Here is an 18699-nt window from a genome sequence, read left to right on the forward strand (position 1 = left end):
CCCGGCATGCGAGCCGACCACGCCGGCACCGGACGGCGGCGACATACCCGTCTCCATCGTCGACCGGCGGGTGACGTTCGCGCCACGGCGCGCGTCCACGCCGCCACCGCATCATCCGCTCGGCTGCCCCCCGGCAGGCGTCCGCCTGCCCGAGCGCACGCACCGCCGACCGCCCCAACGACAAAACGGAGACATCCATGTCCGCATCCCCCCCGGCCGTTGCACACGCAACCGGTTCGGCCGGCGCCGTCAGCCACCGGCGCATCGTGTTCGCGAGCTTCATCGGCACCGCGATCGAGTTCTACGATTTCTACGTGTACGCGACGGCCGCCGCGCTCGTCATCGGCCCCGTCTTCTTCCCGCACGGCTCCGCGACCGCGCAGGCGCTGTCCGCATTCGTCACGTTCGGCATCGCGTTCATTGCGCGCCCGATCGGCTCGTTCCTGTTCGGGCATTTCGGCGATCGCATCGGCCGCAAATCGACGCTCGTCGCGTCGCTGCTCGTGATGGGCGTGTCCACCACCGCGATCGGCTTCGTGCCCGGCTACGATGCGATCGGCACGCTCGCGCCGGTGCTGCTGTGCGTGCTGCGCTTCGGCCAGGGGATCGGCCTCGGCGGCGAATGGGGCGGCGCGGCGCTGCTCGCGACCGAGCACGCGCCGCAGGGCAAGCGCGGCTGGTTCGGGATGTTCCCGCAGCTCGGGCCCTCGGTCGGCTTCCTGATGTCGAACGGGCTGTTCTTCGCGCTCGCGCTGTCGCTGTCCGACGAGCAGTTCCGCAGCTGGGGCTGGCGCATCCCGTTCCTGGTCAGCGCGGTGCTCGTCGCGCTCGGCCTGTACGTGCGGCTCAAGATCACCGAAACGCCCGCGTTCCAGGCGGCGCTCGACCGCAACGAGCGCGTGCGCGTGCCGGTCGCGACGCTCGTCACGCAACACTGGCAGCCGACGCTGCTCGGCGCGCTCGCGATGGTCGTCTGCTACACGCTGTTCTACATCTCGACGGTGTTCTCGCTGTCGTACGGCGTGTCGGCGCTGCATATTCCGCGCCAGAGCTTCCTCGGCCTGCTGTGTTTCGCGGTCGTGTTCATGGGGCTCGCGACGCCGCTTTCCGCGTGGGCGTCGGACCGTTTCGGCCGCAAGCCGGTGCTCGCGGTCGGCGCGATCGCCGCACTGCTGTCGGGTTTCGCGATGGACCCGCTGCTCGGCAGCGGTTCGATGCCGCTCGTCGCGCTGTTCCTGACGATCGAGCTGTTCCTGATGGGCGTGACGTTCGCGCCGATGGGCGCGCTGCTGCCGGAACTGTTCCCGACCAACGTCCGCTACACGGGCGCGGGTGTCGCGTACAACCTCGGCGGGATTCTCGGCGCGTCGATCGCGCCGTATATCGCGCAACTGCTGGCTGCGCGCGGCGGGTTGTCGTGGGTCGGCGGCTACGTATCGGTCGCGGCGGCGATCAGCCTGATCGGCGTGCTGCTGATGCGCGAAACGCGCGACGCATCGCTCGTCTGAGCCTCCGGGGCGACCCGGGTTGTGCGGCGACCGGCGCTGCCTATACTCGATCCTGGGCGCGCCGCTGCGCGCCCCCCGGGATCCCGCCTCGAAGGAGCCGCCGCGATGAACATCCACCTCGGCAATGCCGATCTCGTCCTGATCCTCGCGCTCGCGCTGGGTGGCGCGCTGCTGCTCGCGCTGCGCTTCCGACCGAAGACGTGGCGCGGCCTCGTGTTCGAGGCGTTGCTGGCGAATCTGGCGGCCATCGCCGCCGTCATCACGGTCGAGGCGCTGCTCGCCTGAACCGGCCCGCCCCGCTGCGTCAGGCGGTCAGCCGCGCGCGCAGCGCGCCGTAAGCGGGGCTTACCACCTCGATCGCGTCGAGCGCCTGCTCGACGGACGGCATCGTGCCGGGCTCGCCGATCGACAGTGCATTCGGTGCGCCGCCGATGCCGCAATGGTGGCGCGACGTCGCGACGAAGATCATCACGGTCGGCCGCTGCAGCGCGTGCGCCATATGCACGAACCCCGTATCGACCCCCACCACAAGCGCGGCCCGGCCGAGCGCCGCGCCGAGTTCGCGCACGGTCATCGCAGGCAGCACGATCGCGCCCGGCGCGCGCGCGGCGATGTCCTGCGCATCGTCATGCTCGGCAGCCGATCCCCACGGCAACAGCACGCGCACGCCGCGCGCCATCATCTGCGTGGCGAGCGCGGCCCAGTGGTCGGCCGGCCATTTCTTGTCTGGATTGGATGTCGCATGGAACAGCAGCATGAACGGTGCGCCGTCGGTCACGGCGGCCGGCAGGCTCGCGTCCTGCGGCGCGACGATGCCGTACGTGGCGACGCCTTCGGGCACGTAGCCGAGCGCCTCGCCGGCGCTCACGCGCATCCCGTGCCATGCGTCGCAGTCCGGCCGCGGGCCGAAGCGATGCGAATACGCGAAGCGTGCGCCCGTTTCGCCGAGATCCTGCGTCTGGTAGCCGACGCGGCGCGCGGCGCGCGCCAGCGCCGAAATGATCGCGCTCTTGTAGACGCCGTGCAGGTCGATGACGGCATCGTAGCGGTGCGCGCGCAACGCACCGATCGACGCCGAGATCGCCTTCAGGTCGCCGACATTCCGGAGTTTCTTGAAGCGGCGCAGTGGCGCGCACAGGACGGCGCTCACGCCCGGGTGCCAGCGCACGACCTCGGCGCACGATTCGTCGACGGCCCAGTCGACCGTCACGCCGGGAAAGGTGCGATGCAGGTCTGCGACGACGGGCAGCGTCTGGACGACGTCGCCGAGCGACGTCACTTTTACGATGAGGATGCGTTTCACGATATGTGGGGATTGACCGGCCATTTCGGCATGCTAGCGACGGTTGTCGTGCGCGCACATTACTCCAACATTACATTTGCAACAAAATGCTACTAGTTTACGAAATGCTGTCGCCCACGGCGGGGCTCCGGTTCCTTTTTATAATGCGGTCTTTGCCTTCCGGCCCGCGCCGATGCCACGCCCCGCCCTTCCCGCGCTGTTTCCTGCTCTCACCCGCCGCTCGCTGCGCATCTGGCGCCAGTACGGCGTCTTCTGGCTCGGCGCGATCGTCGTCGGCCTCGCGGCCGTGCTCTACGCGCGGCTGATCGACTGGGGCTACGAAACCTTCCGCACGATGCGCGATCATGCCGCGTGGCTACCGCTGCTGCTGACGCCGGCGATCGCCGCCGCGTCGGTGTGGATCACGCGCCGGTTCTTCCGCGGCGCCGAGGGCAGCGGCATCCCGCAGGTGATCGCGACGCTGCATGCGCGCCCGAGTGCGTTCGGCGCCCGGCTGCTGACGCTGCGTATCCTGTTCGGCAAGGTGCTGGTCTCGTTCCTGGGCATCCTGGGCGGCTTCACAATCGGTCGCGAGGGGCCGACCGTGCAGGTCGGCGCGGCGCTGATGTTCAACCTGCGGCGCTTCTACCCGCGCTCGAACGCGCAGATCGAACGCCAACTGGTGCTTGCCGGCGCCGCAGCCGGGCTGTCGGCCGCGTTCAATACGCCGCTCGCCGGGATCGTGTTCGCGATCGAGGAGCTGACCCGCAGCTTCTCCGCGCGCGCGAGCGGCGTGCTGATCACCGCGATCATCCTCGCCGGCGTCGTCGCGCTCGGCCTGAACGGCAACTATACCTATTTCGGCACGATCGATGCCGGCCCCCATTTCCCGAAGCTGCTGGCGCTCGCGGTACTGGTCACCGCGATCGTGACGGGCATCGCGGGCGGCCTGTTCTGCTGGCTGCTGCTCAACACGGGGCGCTGGCTGCCAGCGCAACTGCTCGGCCTGTATCGCGAGCGTCCGATCGCGTTCGCCGCGCTGTGCGGCTTCGTGATCGCCGTCGTCGGCCTCGTGTCGGGCGGCACGACGTTCGGCAGCGGCTACGCCGAGGCACGCGGCCTGCTCGACGGCCGCGAGCAGTTGTCGGTGTTCTACCCGTTCCTGAAAATGGTATCGATGGTCGCGTCGTACCTGCCGGGCATCCCGGGCGGGATCTTCGCGCCGTCGCTGTCGATCGGCGCGGGGTTCGGCAACCTGCTGCACGTCGTGTTCGGCAACATGAGCCTGCCGATGCTGATCGCACTCGCGATGGTCGGCTACCTCGCGGCCGTCACGCAGTCGCCGATCACATCGTTCGTGATCGTGATGGAGATGATCAACGGCCACGCACTCGTGATTTCGCTGATGGCCACCGCGCTGGTGTCGAGCCGCGTGTCGCGCTTTTTCGCGCCGCCGCTTTACGAAACGCTCGCCCAGCGCTATCTCGCGCCGCCCGTCGCGGCCGCCGAACCGGCCGCCGCAACCGCGACGGCGACGACCGGCGTCACCGAGCCGCAGGATGCGACCGCCGCGCCCGCCGATCCGCTCGACACGCTGCGCGACGAAGGCAGCGACGCGCCGGCCGCCGCTGCGCCGGGCGAAGGCGCGGCACACGCAACGGCGACGCACGACGACGGGCCGGCGCCGTCCGGCGCGCACGGCCCGGTGCGGCACGGCCCACGCGACGCTCAGTAGATCACGATGGGTGCCGGCCGGTAGTAGACGGGCCGCGCCGGTACGACGATGCACCCGGCCAGCGTGATCGCGACGAGCGCGATGGCGATTGCGGTTCTTTTCATCACGCGCCTCCTTCACGCCCAGTGGCCGCGGGTCCAGAACCAGTTCGGACCGCGCTGGTCCCAATGGCCCGGCACCCATTGCATGCCGACGCGCTCGGCTTCCCAGTGACCGCCGATCCACACGTAGCGACCATGGTCCCAGTGCCAGTGACCGCGCTCCCACACGTAGCCGACCCGCGTGGTCGGCACGACCTCGTAGCGCACGGGCGGCGGCGCATTCGGCGCGACGACGACGATTTCCTCGGTGCGCACGGCGACCGGCTCGGCGATGACCACGCGCCCCTGCGGGGCGATCACGGGTGCGCCGACGAGAATCTCGTCCGCATGCGCGGCAAACGGCGCGACGACGGCTGACAGGCCCGCGGCAAACAGCGCGAGCGAAACGATACGACGTTGAGCAGTAGAGACAGCCATCACAACCTCCTGGTTGAACAAGTAACGCGAGCGTATTCGTTCAATGCGGGAGGACCGATAACGGCCGACATTCGCCGTGTTACGGCGTGCCCGAAAGTGCAACAGGGCGTAAGACGCGCACGGCGGCGGGTGCCGCCGTGCGGGGGGGGACAGGCAAGGGTCAGGCTTGCGGGATCTCGATCTTCACTTCGAGGACTTCGAGATCGTCCTGGCGCTCGAGGCTCACGCGGATGTCATCGTTCGAAATATGGACGTACTTCGAGATGACCGCGACCAGCTCTTTCTGGAGCGCCGGCAGGTAATCGGCCGGCGGCCGGCCGCCGACCCGCTCGTGCGCGATGATGAGCTGCAGGCGCTCCTTCGCGACCGATGCGGACTTCTTCTTCTCGCCGAGGAGAAACGAAAGGATGGACATGGGCGGCCTCCGTTACTTGCTGCCGAAGAGGCGCTGCAGCAGGCCCGGCTTCTGGTAATCGGTGAAGCGCAGCGGCTTGTCCTCGCCGAGGAAGCGCGCGACGACGTCCTTGTACGCTTCGGCGACGTCGGTGCCGTCGATGTGCACGGCCGGCAGGCCCTGGTTCGACGCATGCAGCACGGCTTCCGACTCGGGCACCACGCCGATCAGCTTGATGCGCAGGATCTCGCTGATGTCCTCGAGCGACAGCATCTCGCCTTCGCTCACGCGCTTCGGGCTGTAGCGCGTGATCAGCAGGTGTTCCTTGATCGGATCCTTGCCTTCGGTCGCGCGCTTCGTCTTCGACGACAGGATGCCGAGAATGCGGTCCGAGTCGCGCACCGACGACACTTCCGGGTTCGTGACGATCAGCGCTTCGTCCGCGAAGTACATCGCGTGCAGCGCGCCGGCCTCGATGCCGGCCGGCGAATCGCAGACGATGTATTCGAAGTCCATCGCGACCAGGTCGTTCAGCACCTTCTCGACGCCGTCGCGCGTCAGCGCATCCTTGTCGCGCGTCTGCGACGCCGGCAGGATGAACAGGTTCTCGCACTTCTTGTCCTTGATCAGCGCCTGGTTCAGGTTCGCTTCGCCCTGGATCACGTTCACGAGGTCGTACACCACGCGCCGCTCGCAGCCCATGATGAGATCGAGGTTGCGCAGGCCGACGTCGAAGTCGATCACGGCCGTCTTGTGGCCGCGCAGCGCGATACCGGACGCAAAGCTCGCGCTCGTCGTCGTCTTGCCCACGCCGCCCTTGCCCGAGGTCACCACGATGATTTTTGCCATTTACCCAATACCCTGTGTTCGTCAATGAGAGCCGATCGATCCGGCGTGCGCGGCGTGAATTACGTCAGGCGCAGCGGTTCGATCATCAGTTTTTCCTCTTCGAGCCGGATCTGCACCGCTTTGCCCAGTACTTCGGCGGGCAACGGGTTCTCGGTTGTTCGATAGATGCCCGCGATCGAAATCAGTTCCGGTTCGAGACACGTGCAGAAAATGCGCGCGTCGTGATTGCCGTGCACGCCCGCGAGTGCGCGGCCGCGCAACGGCGCGTAGATGTGGATATTGCCTTCCGCGATGATCTCCGCGCCGTGACTGACCGGCGCGAGCACCACGAGGTCTCCTTTCGCGTAAATCTGCTGCCCCGAACGCAACGGCCGGTCGATCACGAGCGTCTGGCCGCCCGCCTGGTTCGACGCCGGCGCCGGCTCGGACGCCTGCTCGGGCGCCGCCGCGGCTGCTGCTGCGACGACGGCCTCGGCGATCGGCGACGCTTCCGAGCCCTCGGCCGGCTTCGCGGCCGGCGCGCGGCGATCGCGCGCCTCCAGCAACGGCAGGCCGGCTTCCCCCGCCCAGCCCTGCGTTGCCGATGCGACCACGCCCACCGGACGCATCCGCACGTCGTTCAGCATCTGGCGGATATCGGCCAGCGCGACGCGCTCGCCCTCCGCCAGGCGGCGGACGTCGATCGCGACGACATCGTCGGCAAAAAACTCGGGAGTCGCTTCGAAGCGCTTGACCAGTTCGGCACGCAACGCGTCGAGATCGGTCGTCTTCACGGTGAACAGCAACGTATCGACCGATCCGCTGCGCAGCTCGAAGAATGGCGATTTTTTAAGCGACATGGACACTCTGCAAAAATTTTTTGCGTATTTTACAGGCGTCCACGCGCGGGGCCATTATTTTTGGGACACCGGGTTGCTACGGCCCGGGCGGGCGCGCGACCGGCAGGCGGGCAGGCAAGCGTGCGACCAGGCCTTCATCGCACCGCGCGGGCGTCACTTCAGTGCTTCACCTGCGACACGAACAGCGATTTCATCGCGCCGGGCATCCGCGCGATCGGCGCGTGTTCGCCGGTGTTGCCGAAACCCGCGCGCTCGTAGAAACGGATCGCGTTGCGGTTCGCATCGGCGATCCATGCATAGACCTCGTGGGCGCCGCGCTCGGCGAGCCACGCGGTGGCCGTTTCCAGCAGCAGCACGCCGCCGCGCAGGTGACGCACCGCGTGCGCGACCCACAGCTCGCTGACGAACGCGCGCCGTTCGGGCGTGTTGTCGAAATACGCGCCGATCATGCCGGCCGGATGGCCTTCGGTGTACAGCAGGAAAGTCGTCGACTCGTCGGACACGGCGCGTTGCGCGGCAATCGCCGACGCTGCGTCCGTTTCGACGTTCAGCAATTCGGCCTCCGGCGCTTCGCCGGGCGCGTAGGGCTCACGCAGCGACGCGGCGCGGAGTTCGCGATACACGCCGCCCTGGTCGGCAACGATACGACGAACGGTCAAGGTCGAACTCATGCAGGCACAGCCCCCTTCGGACAGCAAGCTAGTAGCTTCAACCGAAAGCGGGGCATGAGTCAAATCGTAATTTTCAAATGGCGGCACGAATCGAAAGGCGGCAGGCGCCGCCGCCGGCGGTGTGCGCAAACCGGTGTGCAGGTGCAGCATCGGCGCATCGATACGCGCCGACGGACGGCAGTCATGGCCTCTTCGTTCGACGCCTCGCTTCGTTCGCCTTGCGATACGCGGCAGGCGCGTTTCAGGGCGCTTCGCATCTCGTCCGGGGATCGTAATGATTCGTAATATATGTAGCCGAAATAGGCGTCTCGCCGATACCCGCCCCATTTCGCTTATTGCGACGCAACATTCGTTGCGAGCCCGCGGGGCCGATACCTGCGCGCGTCACGCGGCGCCAATCAACTGACAAACAGATGGATCACGCGGGCCGATCCGGCCTCCCGGGCATGTTTCAATCGGCGCGCGCCAGCCCTTCCCGGCATGCGTCGCACGCGGCCCTCCGTTTGGAGCCTCGCGCCTAGCGGCAGGGTTTGGAAACCGTGCGCACGGGTCGTATAACAGGCAGAACCGGGCGACGATCCGGCGCCACCGCGCGTGTCGCGGGCCAACGAGGATTCGAACAACCGTGCATGCGGTCGCCCACCGGGCCGGCCGACTGGAGGGAGACAATGGCAATGACCGACGGATCGGCTTCGGGCTGGTCGGATGGCAAGCGTTATTTGTGGCTGCTCGGCGCGCTGACGATCACGTTACCGATCCTCGCCGCCCAGCTCGCGCTGGCGACGGGCCTTCATGTGTTCTGGTGGTTCGGTCCGCTGTTCGCATTCGGCGTGATCCCGATCCTCGACACGCTGATCGGCGACGATCGCGACAATCCGCCCGAGGCCGTCGTGCCGCACCTCGAACGGGAGCGTTATTACCGGTTCATCGTCTATCTCGCGACGCTCGTCGAATACGTCGCGTTCTTCGTGTGCATATGGATCGTCGGCACGCACACGCTCGCGTGGTACGACTACGTCGGCTTCGCGCTGTCGCTCGGCGCCGCGACGGGCATCTCGATCAATACCGCGCACGAGCTCGGGCACAAGACGAACCGCTTCGAACGCTGGCTCGCGAAGATCACGCTCGCGCCGGTCGCGTACGGCCACTTCTACGTCGAGCACAACCGCGGTCACCATGTGCGCGTCGCGACGGCCGAGGATCCGGCGAGCGCGCGCTACGGCGAGTCGTTCTGGGTATTCCTGCCGCGCACGGTCACCGGCAGCATTCGCTCGGCGTGGCGGCTCGAAAAAGCACGCCTCGAGCGGCTCGGGCATTCGCCGTGGACCTGGCGCAACGAGGTGCTGCACGCATGGGCGATGACCGTCGTCGTGTGGGGCATCGCGATCGCGATGGCCGGCAAGGTCGTGATCCCGTTCCTCGTGATCCAGGCCGTCTACGGCGCGTCGCTGCTCGAAGTGGTGAACTACGTCGAGCACTACGGGCTCGGTCGCCGCAAGCTGCCGAGCGGCCGCTACGAACGCTGCACGCCGCAGCATTCGTGGAACAGCAATCACGTCGTCACCAACCTGTTCCTGTACCAGTTGCAGCGGCACGCCGACCATCACGCGAATCCGACGCGCTCGTACCAGGCGCTGCGCCACTTCGACGATTCGCCGCAACTGCCGGCCGGCTACGCGACGATGATCCTGTTCGCGTACGTGCCGCCGCTCTGGTATCGCGTGATGAATCCACGCGTCGTCGCGCACTACGGCGGCGACATGGCGCAATCGAACATCAAGCCGTCGATTCGTGCCAGGGTGCTCGCGCAGTTTCCGGCTGCGGCGTGATTGCGGATGGCGGGCCGGCGGGAGTCAGTGCGCGCTCGCCACGTCGTGCGCCGCTGAAAGCCGTCGCCGCGTCGGTATCCAGTTCCTTCGGAACCCGGCGCGACGGCCACGCCGTCACGCCATTTCCGGCAGCCTGAACACGGCCACCGCGTGCCGCAGCGCGCTCGCCTGCTCGGCCAGCGCCTGCGTCGCGGCCGTGGCCTGCTCGACGAGTGCCGCGTTGCGCTGCGTCGCTTCGTCCATCTGCGTGACCGCGACGTTCACCTGCCGGATGCCGCCGCTCTGCTCCTGCGACGCCGACGAGATCTCGCCGACGATCGTCGTGACGCGCTGCACCGCGCCGACGATCTCATGAATCGATTCGCCCGCGCGGCCGATCAGCACGGCACCCTCGTCGACCCGCTGCGTCGATTGCTCGATGAGCCCCTTGATCTCCTTCGCAGCCGACGCGCTGCGCTGCGCGAGCGTGCGCACCTCGGCCGCGACGACCGCGAAGCCGCGGCCCTGCTCGCCCGCACGGGCCGCCTCGACGGCCGCGTTCAGCGCAAGGATGTTGGTCTGAAACGCGATGCCGTCGATCACCGCGATGATTTCGCCGACCTTTGCCGCGCTGTCGGCGATGCCGTTCATCGTGTGGACGGCATCCGTCATCACGCCGCCGCCCGCGGACGCGATATTCGACGCGTCGCGCGCAAGCTGCGCCGCGTGCTGCGCGTGCTCGGCCGACTGGCGCACGATGCCCGTCAGTTCGGTCATGCTGGCCGCCGTCTCCTCGAGCGACGCGGCCTGCGACTCGGTGCGCGACGACAGATCGTGATTGCCCGACGCGATCTGCGCGCTCGCCGTCGCGACGGCTTCGGCATGCGTCCGCACTTCGAGCACGACGCCCGACAGGCTCGTCTGCATCGTCTGCAAAGCACGCAGCAGATCGGCGATCTCGTCGCGGCCGGTTGCATCGACGTTGCGCGTCAGGTCGCCGCCTGCGACGGCCTGTGCACACGCAACCGCACGGTCGAGCGGACGCAGGATCGCGCGGCTGAACAGGAACGCACCGACCATCGCAACGCCGAGCACGACCAGCATCAGCGCGAGGCTCGCGGTGGTCGCGTGCTGCGCGTCGCGGCTCGCCTGCGCCGACACGGCGGCGCTCTCGTCGGCGATCGATTTCGCGGCCCGCTCCAGCAGCGCCGCCGGTTCGCGGTCGACGCCCGCGACGGCGGCATCGCCTGTCGACGGCTCGAAGCCGGCCGCCTTGAACGCGTCGAAGCCGCGCCGGTAACCGTCGCCCATCGCCGTGTGCGCACGCATGAACTGCTCGACGAGCGAGCGGCTCTCGCCGGGCGGCAACTGACGCACGAGCTGCGCGGCGAGCGAATCGACCGTCCGCTCGCGCGCCTGGAATGCCTGCCAGTACCGGTCGAGCTTGTCGGGCTGCTTGCCGCGCAGCAGCGTGTCCTTCCACTCCTGCACCTGCAGCTTGAACTGCACGAGCGTGGCCGATACGAGCCGTTCGTTGCCGACGTTCGTCTGCACGTCTTCGGCGAACGTATCGATCGACCGGTTGAGGATGTGGATGCCGTACAGCGCACCGCCGAACATCAGCAACAGCGCGACGGCGAATGCGAGGGGAATCTTGTAGCTCAGCTTCATGGGACCTTGAATCGACGGGGGACGACGCGGCTCGGCACGGGTGCCGGCCGCCGCACCGTGTTAACGGCGCGGGACGAGAAGGCTTAAAGCTGAGGAAAGTGGCGAAGACCGGCGCCGCATTGCCGAGCGTCAGCGCCATGCCGGCACGATGCGCGCCGCGGATGTCCACGACAGCGATGATGGCAGTCAGCAGTGCAAAACCTTCAGGGCTTTCGACAGTCGGTTCGTCATTGTGTCGCGGTGCTTGCCATGCGGCGCAACTGCATCGAAGACGCGACACGATCGTGCGCGCAGTTCGTCGCCATCGCATCAGCACGTCCGACGTGCCGATGACCAAACCGTTGTCACTGCAACTGCAATCGACCCATCGCGCCGCAGACCCAAAACGAAAAACCCCTTGATCTTTCCGGATCAAGGGGTTTCGTATTCTGGCGGAGAGGGTGGGATTCGAACCCACGGTACGGGGAAACCGTACGCCTGATTTCGAGTCAGGTACATTCGACCACTCTGCCACCTCTCCGTTTTACCGCATTTCCCGGTTGGTCATGTCCGGGAAAGAAAAGATTATAAAACGATCTTTTCTGAGCTGACAAGCCCCTTCCGCAATTTTTTTTGCGAGGGCTTCCGCAGCCGATTTCACGACGCCTGTGCTGGCGCGTCGATCCGCTCCATGCCGCCCATGTACGGACGCAGCACTTCCGGCACCGTGACCGAGCCGTCCGCGTTCTGGTAGTTCTCCAGCACCGCGACGAGCGTACGACCGACCGCGAGACCCGAACCGTTCAGCGTATGCACGAGTTCCGGCTTGCCCTGCGCGTTGCGGAAACGCGCCTGCATCCGGCGCGCCTGGAACGCCTCGGTATTCGAGCAGCTCGAGATCTCGCGATAGGTGTTCTGCGCGGGCAGCCACACCTCGAGGTCGAACGTCTTCGCGGCCGAGAAGCCCATGTCGCCCGTGCACAGCGTGATCACGCGGTACGGCAGGCCGAGCTTCTGCAGGATCGCTTCCGCATGCCCGACCATCTCGTCGAGCGCCGCGTACGACGTTTCCGGCGCGACGACCTGCACCATCTCGACCTTGTCGAACTGGTGCTGGCGGATCATCCCGCGCGTGTCGCGGCCGTACGAACCGGCTTCCGAGCGGAAGCACGGGGAATGCGCGGTCAGCTTGATCGGCAGCGCGGACGCGTCGACGATCGACTCGCGCACGGTGTTCGTCAGCGAGATCTCGGACGTGGAGATCAGGTATTGCGTGACCGTGTTCTCCGCACCGCCCTTCTCGACCCGGAACATGTCGTCCGCGAACTTCGGCAACTGGCCCGTGCCGTAGAGGATCTCCGGGTTCACGATGTACGGCGTGTACGTCTCCGTATAGCCATGCTGCTGCGTGTGCGTGTCGATCATGAACTGCGCGAGTGCGCGGTGCAGGCGCGCGATCGGGCCGCGCAGCATCGTGAAGCGCGCGCCGGCGAGCTTCGCACCCGTCTCGAAATCGAGGCCGAGCGGCGTGCCGACATCGACGTGATCCTTCACTTCGAAGTCGAACTGGCGCGGCGTGCCCCAGCGGCGCGCCTCGACGTTGTCGGCTTCGTCGTTGCCGACCGGCACGCTTTCGTGCGCGACGTTCGGCATGCCCAGCATCAGGTCGGACAGGCGCGCCTGGATGTCGCCGAGCTTGGCTTCTCCCGCCTTCATCTCGTCGCCGATCCCGCCGACCTCGGCCATCACGGCCGACGTGTCCTCGCCCTTCCCCTTCATCGCGCCGATCTGCTTCGACAGGCTGTTGCGGCGCGCCTGGAGCTCTTCGGTACGGGTCTGGATCGCGCGGCGTTCCGCTTCGAGTGCGGAGAACGCGGCGATGTCGAGGGTGTAGCCGCGATCGGCGAGGCGCTTCGCGACGCCGTCGAGGTCTTTGCGCAGCAACTGGATGTCGAGCATGGGAGGACTTGGAAAATCGTTGTGTAAGACGGGAATTCTAACGCACCGCGCGGCCGCCACGGCACTGGCCTGATGGACGATGCCCGAAAACGGCCGGTCGTGGCAGTATCGCCATGCCGGCTTGCCTGAGCGGCCGGGGCGTCACATTGTGCCAAACCACATTGCGGACGGCGAAACGCCTGCACCGGCCGCACGCAACGCGTCGTACGACGCACCCGCATCCGCATCACCGCCATTCAAGGAACCCGATGGCCATCGAACTGGACAAGGAAGTACGCGACCGCGCAATCGCGTCGCTGCAACGCTATTTCACAGAAAACATGGACGAGCCGATCGGCAACATCCAGGCCGGCGCGCTGCTGCATTTCTTCGTCGAGGAGATTGCGCCCGCGATCTACAACCTCGCGATCGCCGACGCTCAGGAACGCCTGCACGCGCGGGTCGCCGAGCTCGACATCGACTGCCACGAAGAACCGTTCGAGTACTGGAAGAAACAGCAGCCCGGCCGCAAGCGCTGACGCATCCGGTACGGCGCCGGCCGGGCCACGCGTCGCCCGTCAGTCCTTCTTGCCAGCCTCGCGGTCGAGCTCGCGCAGCCACGCGAGCTTGTCGGCGATCTTCGATTCGAGCCCGCGCGGCACCGGCTTGTACCAGTGCGGCTCGCGCACCCCGTCCGGCAGGTACGTCTCGCCGGCCGCATACGCGTTCGGTTCGTCGTGCGCGTAACGGTACGCGTGGCCGTAGCCGAGTTCCTTCATCAGCTTGGTCGGCGCGTTGCGCAGATGCACGGGCACCTCGCGCGACTTGTCCTGCTTCACGAACGCCATCGCCTGGTTGAACGCGTTGTAGCCCGCGTTGCTCTTCGCCGCGCACGCGAGATAGATCACCGCCTGCCCGAGCGCGAGTTCGCCTTCCGGCGAGCCGAGCCGCTCGTAGGTCTCGGCCGCGTCGTTCGCCATCTGCAGCGCGCGCGGATCGGCGAGGCCGATGTCTTCCCACGCCATCCGCACGATGCGCCGCGCGAGATACTTCGGATCCGCACCGCCGTCGATCATCCGGCAGAACCAGTACAGCGCGCCGTCGGGACTCGAACCGCGCACCGACTTGTGCAGCGCCGAGATCTGGTCGTAGAAGTTGTCGCCGCCCTTGTCGAAGCGCCGCGCGTTCAGCGTCATCGCACTACTGACGAATTCGGCGTCGATCGTCGCGACGCCGGCCGACGATGCGGCCGTCTGCGCCTGTTCGAGCAGGTTCAGGAAACGCCGCGCGTCGCCGTCCGCATAACCGACCAGCGTATCGATCGCCTTGTCGTCGAACGCGAGGCCATCGAGCGCGATCTCCTGCGCGCGCTTCAGCAACTGGCGCATCTCGTCGTCGTCCAGCGACTTCAGCACGTACACCTGCGCACGCGACAGCAAGGCCGAGTTGACCTCGAAACTCGGGTTCTCGGTCGTAGCTCCAATGAAGGTCACGAGCCCCGACTCGACGAACGGCAACAATGCATCCTGCTGCCCCTTGTTGAAGCGGTGGATCTCGTCGACGAACAGGATCGTGTGGCGACCGGTGCGGTTCAACGTGTCCTTCGCCTGCTCCATCGACTCGCGGATGTCCTTCACGCCGCCGAGCACCGCGGACAGCGCAATGAACTCGCAGTCGAACGCGAGCGCGGTGAGCCGCGCGAGCGTCGTCTTGCCGACGCCGGGCGGCCCCCACAGGATCATCGAATGCGGCTTGCCCGATTCGAACGCGAGCCGCAGCGGCTTGCCTTCGCCCAGCAAATGCGTCTGGCCGATCACCTCGGCGAGCGTCTTCGGCCGCAGCGCCTCGGCGAGCGGCCGGCGCGGCTCGACTTGAAACAGGTCGGACATGAACCCTCGCTCCACATCAAACGATGGCGGCCGAACCGGCCGCCGGACCCGACATTATGACAGCCGCGCAACGGCGCCGCCGTGCCCGGTGGCTCGCGCCTGATGCCCGCGCCCGAAAACGACACGGGCCTGCCGTCGCCGGCAGGCCCGTTGCAGAAAAGCGGCGCGCGGCGCCGGTCAGCCGTTGATCACGTCGGCGCCCTTCGGCACGACGAACTTGAACGTGTCGCCCTTCAGCGGCGGATTCGTCTGGATGTTCGTGAACGTCAGCAGCGTGACGTTGCCGAACACGTCATGCAGCTCCATCGCGGCGAGCGTGCCGTTCCGGAAACCGATGCCGATCCGCTGGAACTGCGTGTCCTGCGCCTTCGGCAGCATCTCGAGCCACTCGATGCCGCCCTTCTCGCCGGCATCGCGCAGCGTGTAGTTCTTGTCGAGATCGTTGCTGCCGAACAGGATCGCGGCGGGGCTCGCGCCCAGCGCGCCGTTCAGCTTGCGCTCGGTGACCTGGTTCAGGTCGCGGTCGTATACGTAGAGCTTGTCGCCGTCGGCCTGCAGCACCTGCTGGTACGGCTTCTGGTACGTCCAGATGAACTTGCCCGGCCGCGCGAACACGAACGTGCCGCTCGAATTGTCGGTGGGTTTCGGCGCGGCCTGCACGGCGCTCGCGCCCTTGGCCGGTGCCTTGACGATCTGTTGCGTGAAATCGCCCTTCGCCGAGCGCACCTGCGACACGAAGGCCTTCAGTTGCTCGGTGCCGCCCGCGAACGCGTGCGTCGCCGCGAGCATCAGCGATGCGCCGGCGAACGCCGCACCGAGCCAGCGCCGCGTCGAACGAAGAGACATTGCGAACGAATGTTGCTGCATATTGCGGTTTTCTCCGTGGGTGGCCGGCGCTGCGGGCGCCGCGGACTCATTCCGCGTCGCGCGCCGGCACAAGAATTTCGCGGTTGCCGCTCGACGACATCGCCGATACGAGCCCCGACTGCTCCATCTGCTCGAGCAACCGCGCCGCGCGGTTGTAGCCGATCCGCAGATGCCGCTGCACGAGCGAGATCGACGCGCGGCGGTTCTTGATGACGATCTCGACCGCCTGGTCGTACAGCGGATCAGACTCGCCGCCGCCTTCGCCAGTTCCCGCGCCGGCCGAGCCCTCGTCGCCGTCGGCGGTGCCGCCTTCGAGCAGGCCCTCGACGTAATTCGGCTCGCCCTGCTCCTTGAGCTTCTCGACGACGCGATGCACTTCGTCGTCGCCGACGAACGCGCCGTGCACGCGCACGGGCAGCCCGCTGCCCGGCGGCAGGTATAGCATGTCGCCCATCCCGAGCAGCGATTCCGCGCCCATCTGATCGAGGATCGTGCGCGAGTCGATCTTCGACGACACCTGGAACGCGATCCGCGTCGGCACGTTCGCCTTGATGAGACCCGTGATCACGTCGACGGACGGACGCTGCGTCGCGAGGATCAGGTGGATGCCGGCCGCGCGCGCCTTCTGCGCGATCCGCGCGATCAGCTCCTCGACCTTCTTGCCGACGACCATCATCAGGTCGGCCAGCTCGTCGATCACGACGACGATGTTCGGCAGGCGGCCGAGCGGCTCGGGATCTTCCGGCGTCAGGCTGAACGGGTTCGGCAGCTTCTCCTCGCGCTTGGCCGCGTCGTCGATCTTGTTGTTGTAGCCCGCGAGGTTGCGCACGCCGAGCTTGCTCATCAGCTTGTAGCGGCGCTCCATCTCCGCGACCGTCCAGTTCAGCGCGTGGCCGGCCTGGCGCATGTCGGTGACGACCGGGCACAGCAGGTGCGGGATGCCTTCGTAGACGCTCATTTCGAGCATCTTCGGATCGATCAGGATCAGGCGCACCTGCTCGGCGGTCGCCTTGTACAGCAGCGACAGGATCATCGCGTTGATCCCGACCGACTTGCCCGAACCGGTCGTGCCGGCGACGAGCAGGTGCGGCATCTTCGCGAGATCCGCGCACACGGGCTTGCCGCCGATGTCCTTGCCGAGGCTCAGCGTCAGCGCCGACGATGCGGCCGCATACACCTCGGAGCCGATGATCTCGGACAGGTGCACGGTCTGGCGGCGCTGGTTCGGCAGCTCGAGCGCCATATAGTTCTTGCCGGGAATCGTCTCGACGACGCGGATCGACACGAGCGACAGCGAGCGAGCGAGGTCCTTCGCGAGGTTGACGATCTGGCTGCCCTTCACGCCGGTGGCCGGCTCGATCTCGTAGCGCGTGACGACCGGGCCCGGATAGGCGGCAACCACACTCGCCTCGACGCCGAAATCCTTCAGCTTCTTCTCGATCAGGCGCGACGTGAATTCGAGCGTATCGGCCGAAATCGCTTCCTGCGTCTTCGGCGCGGGATCGAGCAGCGACACCGGCGGCAGCGTCGAATCGCCCGGCAGGTCGGTGAACAGCGGCACCTGGCGCTCACGCTCGACGCGCTCGGACTTCGCCGGCGTGACGACCGGCGGCACGATCGTCACGGGCTCGTGATCCTCGATGCGCACGCGCTCCTCTTCGACCTTGCCTTCGCGGCGCACGGCCGCGGCCTCGCCGAGCTTGCGATCGCGCTCGGCCTCGCGGCGCAGCTTCGCGACGTTGACGGCCGACAGGATCGCGCCGCCGACGCGCTCGGCGACCGACAGCCACGAGAAGCGGAAATACAGCGACAGGCCGATCGCGAGCGCGATCAGCAGCAGCAACGTGCCGCCCGTGAAGCCGAACGCATGCGACATCGCACCGGCGACGGCCTCGCCGACGACGCCGCCCGGCGCACGCGGCAACTGCACCTTCAGCGACCACATGCGCAGCGCCTCGATGCCGTCGCACGCCAGCACGACGAGCACGAACGCGAAGATCTCGGTGAGCCAGCCGATCGGCCGCTCGGGTTCGTCGGGAATCGCCTCGTGGCGCGTGATGCGGCGGTAGTTGACGGCGATGCGCCGCCCGAGCGGCACGATCAGCCAGTAGGCCGACAGGCCGAACAGCAGCAGGATGATGTCGGCCGTCCACGCGCCGACGCGGCCGGCCCAGTTCGAGATGTGGTCCACCTGCGCGGCGTGCGTCCAGCTCGGATCGCGCCGGCTGTAGCTCAGCAGGGCCATCACCAGAAAGGCGCAGAGCGCGACCTGGAGAATCCAGCGGATCTCCGTGAGGAGCTTCGACATCCGGTGCGGCAACGCCTGTGCCTGGGCGGAATAAGGAGCTTTTGCCATGAATCCGTATAAAGAGGACGGGCCATGCGCCCGCCTGTCGTTCGATCCCGCTTATTGTAAACGCTGCACCGGGCCGCCAAGTGTAAATGACGGTTACATAACAGGGACGGGGTGCCGAACCGGGCGCCGCCAGCGAGCGCAAGCCGGCCGGACGGCCGCCCCCTTGACCGGACCTGCGACAACGCACCGCCGCAAGCCGGCCGCCTGCCCGGCCCGCCGCGCCGGCGCGGGAGGCTCGCCGCCAAACGCTATCGGCATGATTGAAACTCTCGTTCGGCAACGCAGCAACGGGGCCTTTATAATGCGCGACTGATACCCATCTATGACGGCATCCCGGTCAACTCCGGATCGTACGGCGAGCCTTACCCCGCCCGCCGCGGCCGCCTTTTACGGAT

At 67.2% G+C, this 18699-nt stretch carries 16 protein-coding genes and 1 tRNA gene; 5 read left to right on the top strand and 12 right to left on the bottom strand.

The genetic code is table 11. The features are described 5' to 3' along the window. Positions 1–197: 197 nt before the first annotated feature. Together GD429_RS02300 and GD429_RS02305 are read left to right on the top strand one after the other, a co-directional pair. Positions 198–1508, top strand: a complete 1311-nt coding sequence (locus GD429_RS02300) for an MFS transporter (RefSeq protein ID WP_152855468.1) — start codon at positions 198–200, stop codon at positions 1506–1508. A gap of 105 nt (positions 1509–1613) precedes the next feature. Beyond that, positions 1614–1793, top strand: a complete 180-nt coding sequence (locus GD429_RS02305; RefSeq protein WP_152855469.1) for a hypothetical protein — start codon at positions 1614–1616, stop codon at positions 1791–1793. Between the two features lie 19 nt (positions 1794–1812). Here GD429_RS02305 and waaC read toward each other — a convergent pair whose 3' ends face one another. Beyond that, the gene (waaC, locus tag GD429_RS02310) at positions 1813–2811 is read right to left on the bottom strand and encodes a lipopolysaccharide heptosyltransferase I (protein ID WP_321574350.1); all 999 of its coding nucleotides are present in this window, start codon (positions 2809–2811) and stop codon (positions 1813–1815) included. Positions 2812–2983: 172 nt separating this feature from the next. Between waaC and GD429_RS02315 the strand changes: the two genes are divergently transcribed. Beyond that, complete coding sequence (locus GD429_RS02315; protein WP_152855471.1) at positions 2984–4525, top strand: chloride channel protein; 1542 nt, start codon at positions 2984–2986, stop codon at positions 4523–4525. A 116-nt stretch (positions 4526–4641) separates the two neighbouring features. On the opposite strand, the gene GD429_RS02320 is transcribed toward GD429_RS02315, so the two are convergent. The 5 genes from GD429_RS02320 to GD429_RS02340 all read right to left on the bottom strand — a co-directional run bounded on the left by GD429_RS02320 (position 4642) and on the right by GD429_RS02340 (position 7946). Then, complete coding sequence (locus GD429_RS02320; protein WP_152855472.1) at positions 4642–5043, bottom strand: YXWGXW repeat-containing protein; 402 nt, start codon at positions 5041–5043, stop codon at positions 4642–4644. A gap of 160 nt (positions 5044–5203) precedes the next feature. Next, positions 5204–5458: a cell division topological specificity factor MinE gene (gene minE, locus GD429_RS02325; RefSeq protein WP_006486661.1), complete on the bottom strand. Its 255-nt coding sequence runs from the start codon at positions 5456–5458 to the stop codon at positions 5204–5206. A 12-nt stretch (positions 5459–5470) separates the two neighbouring features. Next, entirely contained in the window at positions 5471–6286 is an 816-nt protein-coding gene (gene minD / locus GD429_RS02330; RefSeq protein WP_034182973.1) for a septum site-determining protein MinD, read from the bottom strand. Positions 6287–6345: 59 nt separating this feature from the next. Continuing rightward, a complete protein-coding gene (gene minC, locus GD429_RS02335; protein ID WP_152855473.1) occupies positions 6346–7125 on the bottom strand; it encodes a septum site-determining protein MinC in 780 nt (259 codons plus the stop codon). 158 nt (positions 7126–7283) lie between these two features. Continuing rightward, the gene (locus tag GD429_RS02340) at positions 7284–7946 is read right to left on the bottom strand and encodes a GNAT family N-acetyltransferase (RefSeq protein ID WP_227791523.1); all 663 of its coding nucleotides are present in this window, start codon (positions 7944–7946) and stop codon (positions 7284–7286) included. Positions 7947–8464: 518 nt separating this feature from the next. Between GD429_RS02340 and GD429_RS02345 the strand changes: the two genes are divergently transcribed. After that, positions 8465–9625: an alkane 1-monooxygenase gene (locus GD429_RS02345; protein WP_152855475.1), complete on the top strand. Its 1161-nt coding sequence runs from the start codon at positions 8465–8467 to the stop codon at positions 9623–9625. 114 nt (positions 9626–9739) lie between these two features. On the opposite strand, the gene GD429_RS02350 is transcribed toward GD429_RS02345, so the two are convergent. From GD429_RS02350 to serS, 3 genes are all read right to left on the bottom strand, one after another. Further along, on the bottom strand, positions 9740–11275 hold the full coding sequence (locus tag GD429_RS02350; RefSeq protein WP_152855476.1) for a methyl-accepting chemotaxis protein: 1536 nt from the start codon (positions 11273–11275) through the stop codon (positions 9740–9742). A gap of 429 nt (positions 11276–11704) precedes the next feature. Beyond that, positions 11705–11795 (bottom strand) — tRNA-Ser (locus GD429_RS02355). Between the two features lie 116 nt (positions 11796–11911). Next, positions 11912–13213: a serine--tRNA ligase gene (gene serS, locus GD429_RS02360; protein ID WP_034182968.1), complete on the bottom strand. Its 1302-nt coding sequence runs from the start codon at positions 13211–13213 to the stop codon at positions 11912–11914. Positions 13214–13461: 248 nt separating this feature from the next. On the opposite strand from serS, the gene GD429_RS02365 reads away from it, so the two are divergent. Continuing rightward, positions 13462–13731, top strand: a complete 270-nt coding sequence (locus GD429_RS02365) for a DUF2164 domain-containing protein (protein WP_034182967.1) — start codon at positions 13462–13464, stop codon at positions 13729–13731. A 39-nt stretch (positions 13732–13770) separates the two neighbouring features. Here the strand turns inward: GD429_RS02365 and GD429_RS02370 are convergent, their stop codons facing one another. The 3 genes from GD429_RS02370 to GD429_RS02380 form a co-directional block, all read right to left on the bottom strand. After that, entirely contained in the window at positions 13771–15081 is a 1311-nt protein-coding gene (locus GD429_RS02370; protein WP_152855477.1) for a replication-associated recombination protein A, read from the bottom strand. A 177-nt stretch (positions 15082–15258) separates the two neighbouring features. Beyond that, complete coding sequence (lolA, locus tag GD429_RS02375) at positions 15259–15948, bottom strand: outer membrane lipoprotein chaperone LolA (protein ID WP_152855478.1); 690 nt, start codon at positions 15946–15948, stop codon at positions 15259–15261. Between the two features lie 46 nt (positions 15949–15994). Continuing rightward, positions 15995–18304: a DNA translocase FtsK gene (locus GD429_RS02380; RefSeq protein ID WP_034182964.1), complete on the bottom strand. Its 2310-nt coding sequence runs from the start codon at positions 18302–18304 to the stop codon at positions 15995–15997. Between the last annotated feature and the right edge of the window lie 395 nt (positions 18305–18699).

The organism is Burkholderia sp. BE17, from assembly GCF_009362305.1.
Taxonomy (GTDB): Bacteria; Pseudomonadota; Gammaproteobacteria; order Burkholderiales; family Burkholderiaceae; genus Burkholderia; species Burkholderia pyrrocinia_C.

Excerpts from the sequence above, each read along its gene's own strand:
- GD429_RS02370 (WP_152855477.1), bottom strand. The coding sequence starts at position 15,081 with ATGTCCGACCTGTTTCAAGTCGAGCCGCGCCGGCCGCTCGCCGAGGCG.
- GD429_RS02345 (WP_152855475.1), top strand. The coding sequence starts at position 8,465 with ATGGCAATGACCGACGGATCGGCTTCGGGCTGGTCGGATGGCAAGCGT.
- lolA (WP_152855478.1), bottom strand. The coding sequence starts at position 15,948 with ATGCAGCAACATTCGTTCGCAATGTCTCTTCGTTCGACGCGGCGCTGG.
- GD429_RS02380 (WP_034182964.1), bottom strand. The coding sequence starts at position 18,304 with ATGGCAAAAGCTCCTTATTCCGCCCAGGCACAGGCGTTGCCGCACCGG.
- GD429_RS02340 (WP_227791523.1), bottom strand. The coding sequence starts at position 7,946 with ATGCTGCACCTGCACACCGGTTTGCGCACACCGCCGGCGGCGGCGCCT.
- minD (WP_034182973.1), bottom strand. The coding sequence starts at position 6,286 with ATGGCAAAAATCATCGTGGTGACCTCGGGCAAGGGCGGCGTGGGCAAG.
- minE (WP_006486661.1), bottom strand. The coding sequence starts at position 5,458 with ATGTCCATCCTTTCGTTTCTCCTCGGCGAGAAGAAGAAGTCCGCATCG.
- GD429_RS02365 (WP_034182967.1), top strand. The coding sequence starts at position 13,462 with ATGGCCATCGAACTGGACAAGGAAGTACGCGACCGCGCAATCGCGTCG.
- GD429_RS02315 (WP_152855471.1), top strand. The coding sequence starts at position 2,984 with ATGCCACGCCCCGCCCTTCCCGCGCTGTTTCCTGCTCTCACCCGCCGC.
- GD429_RS02300 (WP_152855468.1), top strand. The coding sequence starts at position 198 with ATGTCCGCATCCCCCCCGGCCGTTGCACACGCAACCGGTTCGGCCGGC.
- serS (WP_034182968.1), bottom strand. The coding sequence starts at position 13,213 with ATGCTCGACATCCAGTTGCTGCGCAAAGACCTCGACGGCGTCGCGAAG.
- GD429_RS02320 (WP_152855472.1), bottom strand. The coding sequence starts at position 5,043 with ATGGCTGTCTCTACTGCTCAACGTCGTATCGTTTCGCTCGCGCTGTTT.
- GD429_RS02305 (WP_152855469.1), top strand. The coding sequence starts at position 1,614 with ATGAACATCCACCTCGGCAATGCCGATCTCGTCCTGATCCTCGCGCTC.
- GD429_RS02350 (WP_152855476.1), bottom strand. The coding sequence starts at position 11,275 with ATGAAGCTGAGCTACAAGATTCCCCTCGCATTCGCCGTCGCGCTGTTG.
- minC (WP_152855473.1), bottom strand. The coding sequence starts at position 7,125 with ATGTCGCTTAAAAAATCGCCATTCTTCGAGCTGCGCAGCGGATCGGTC.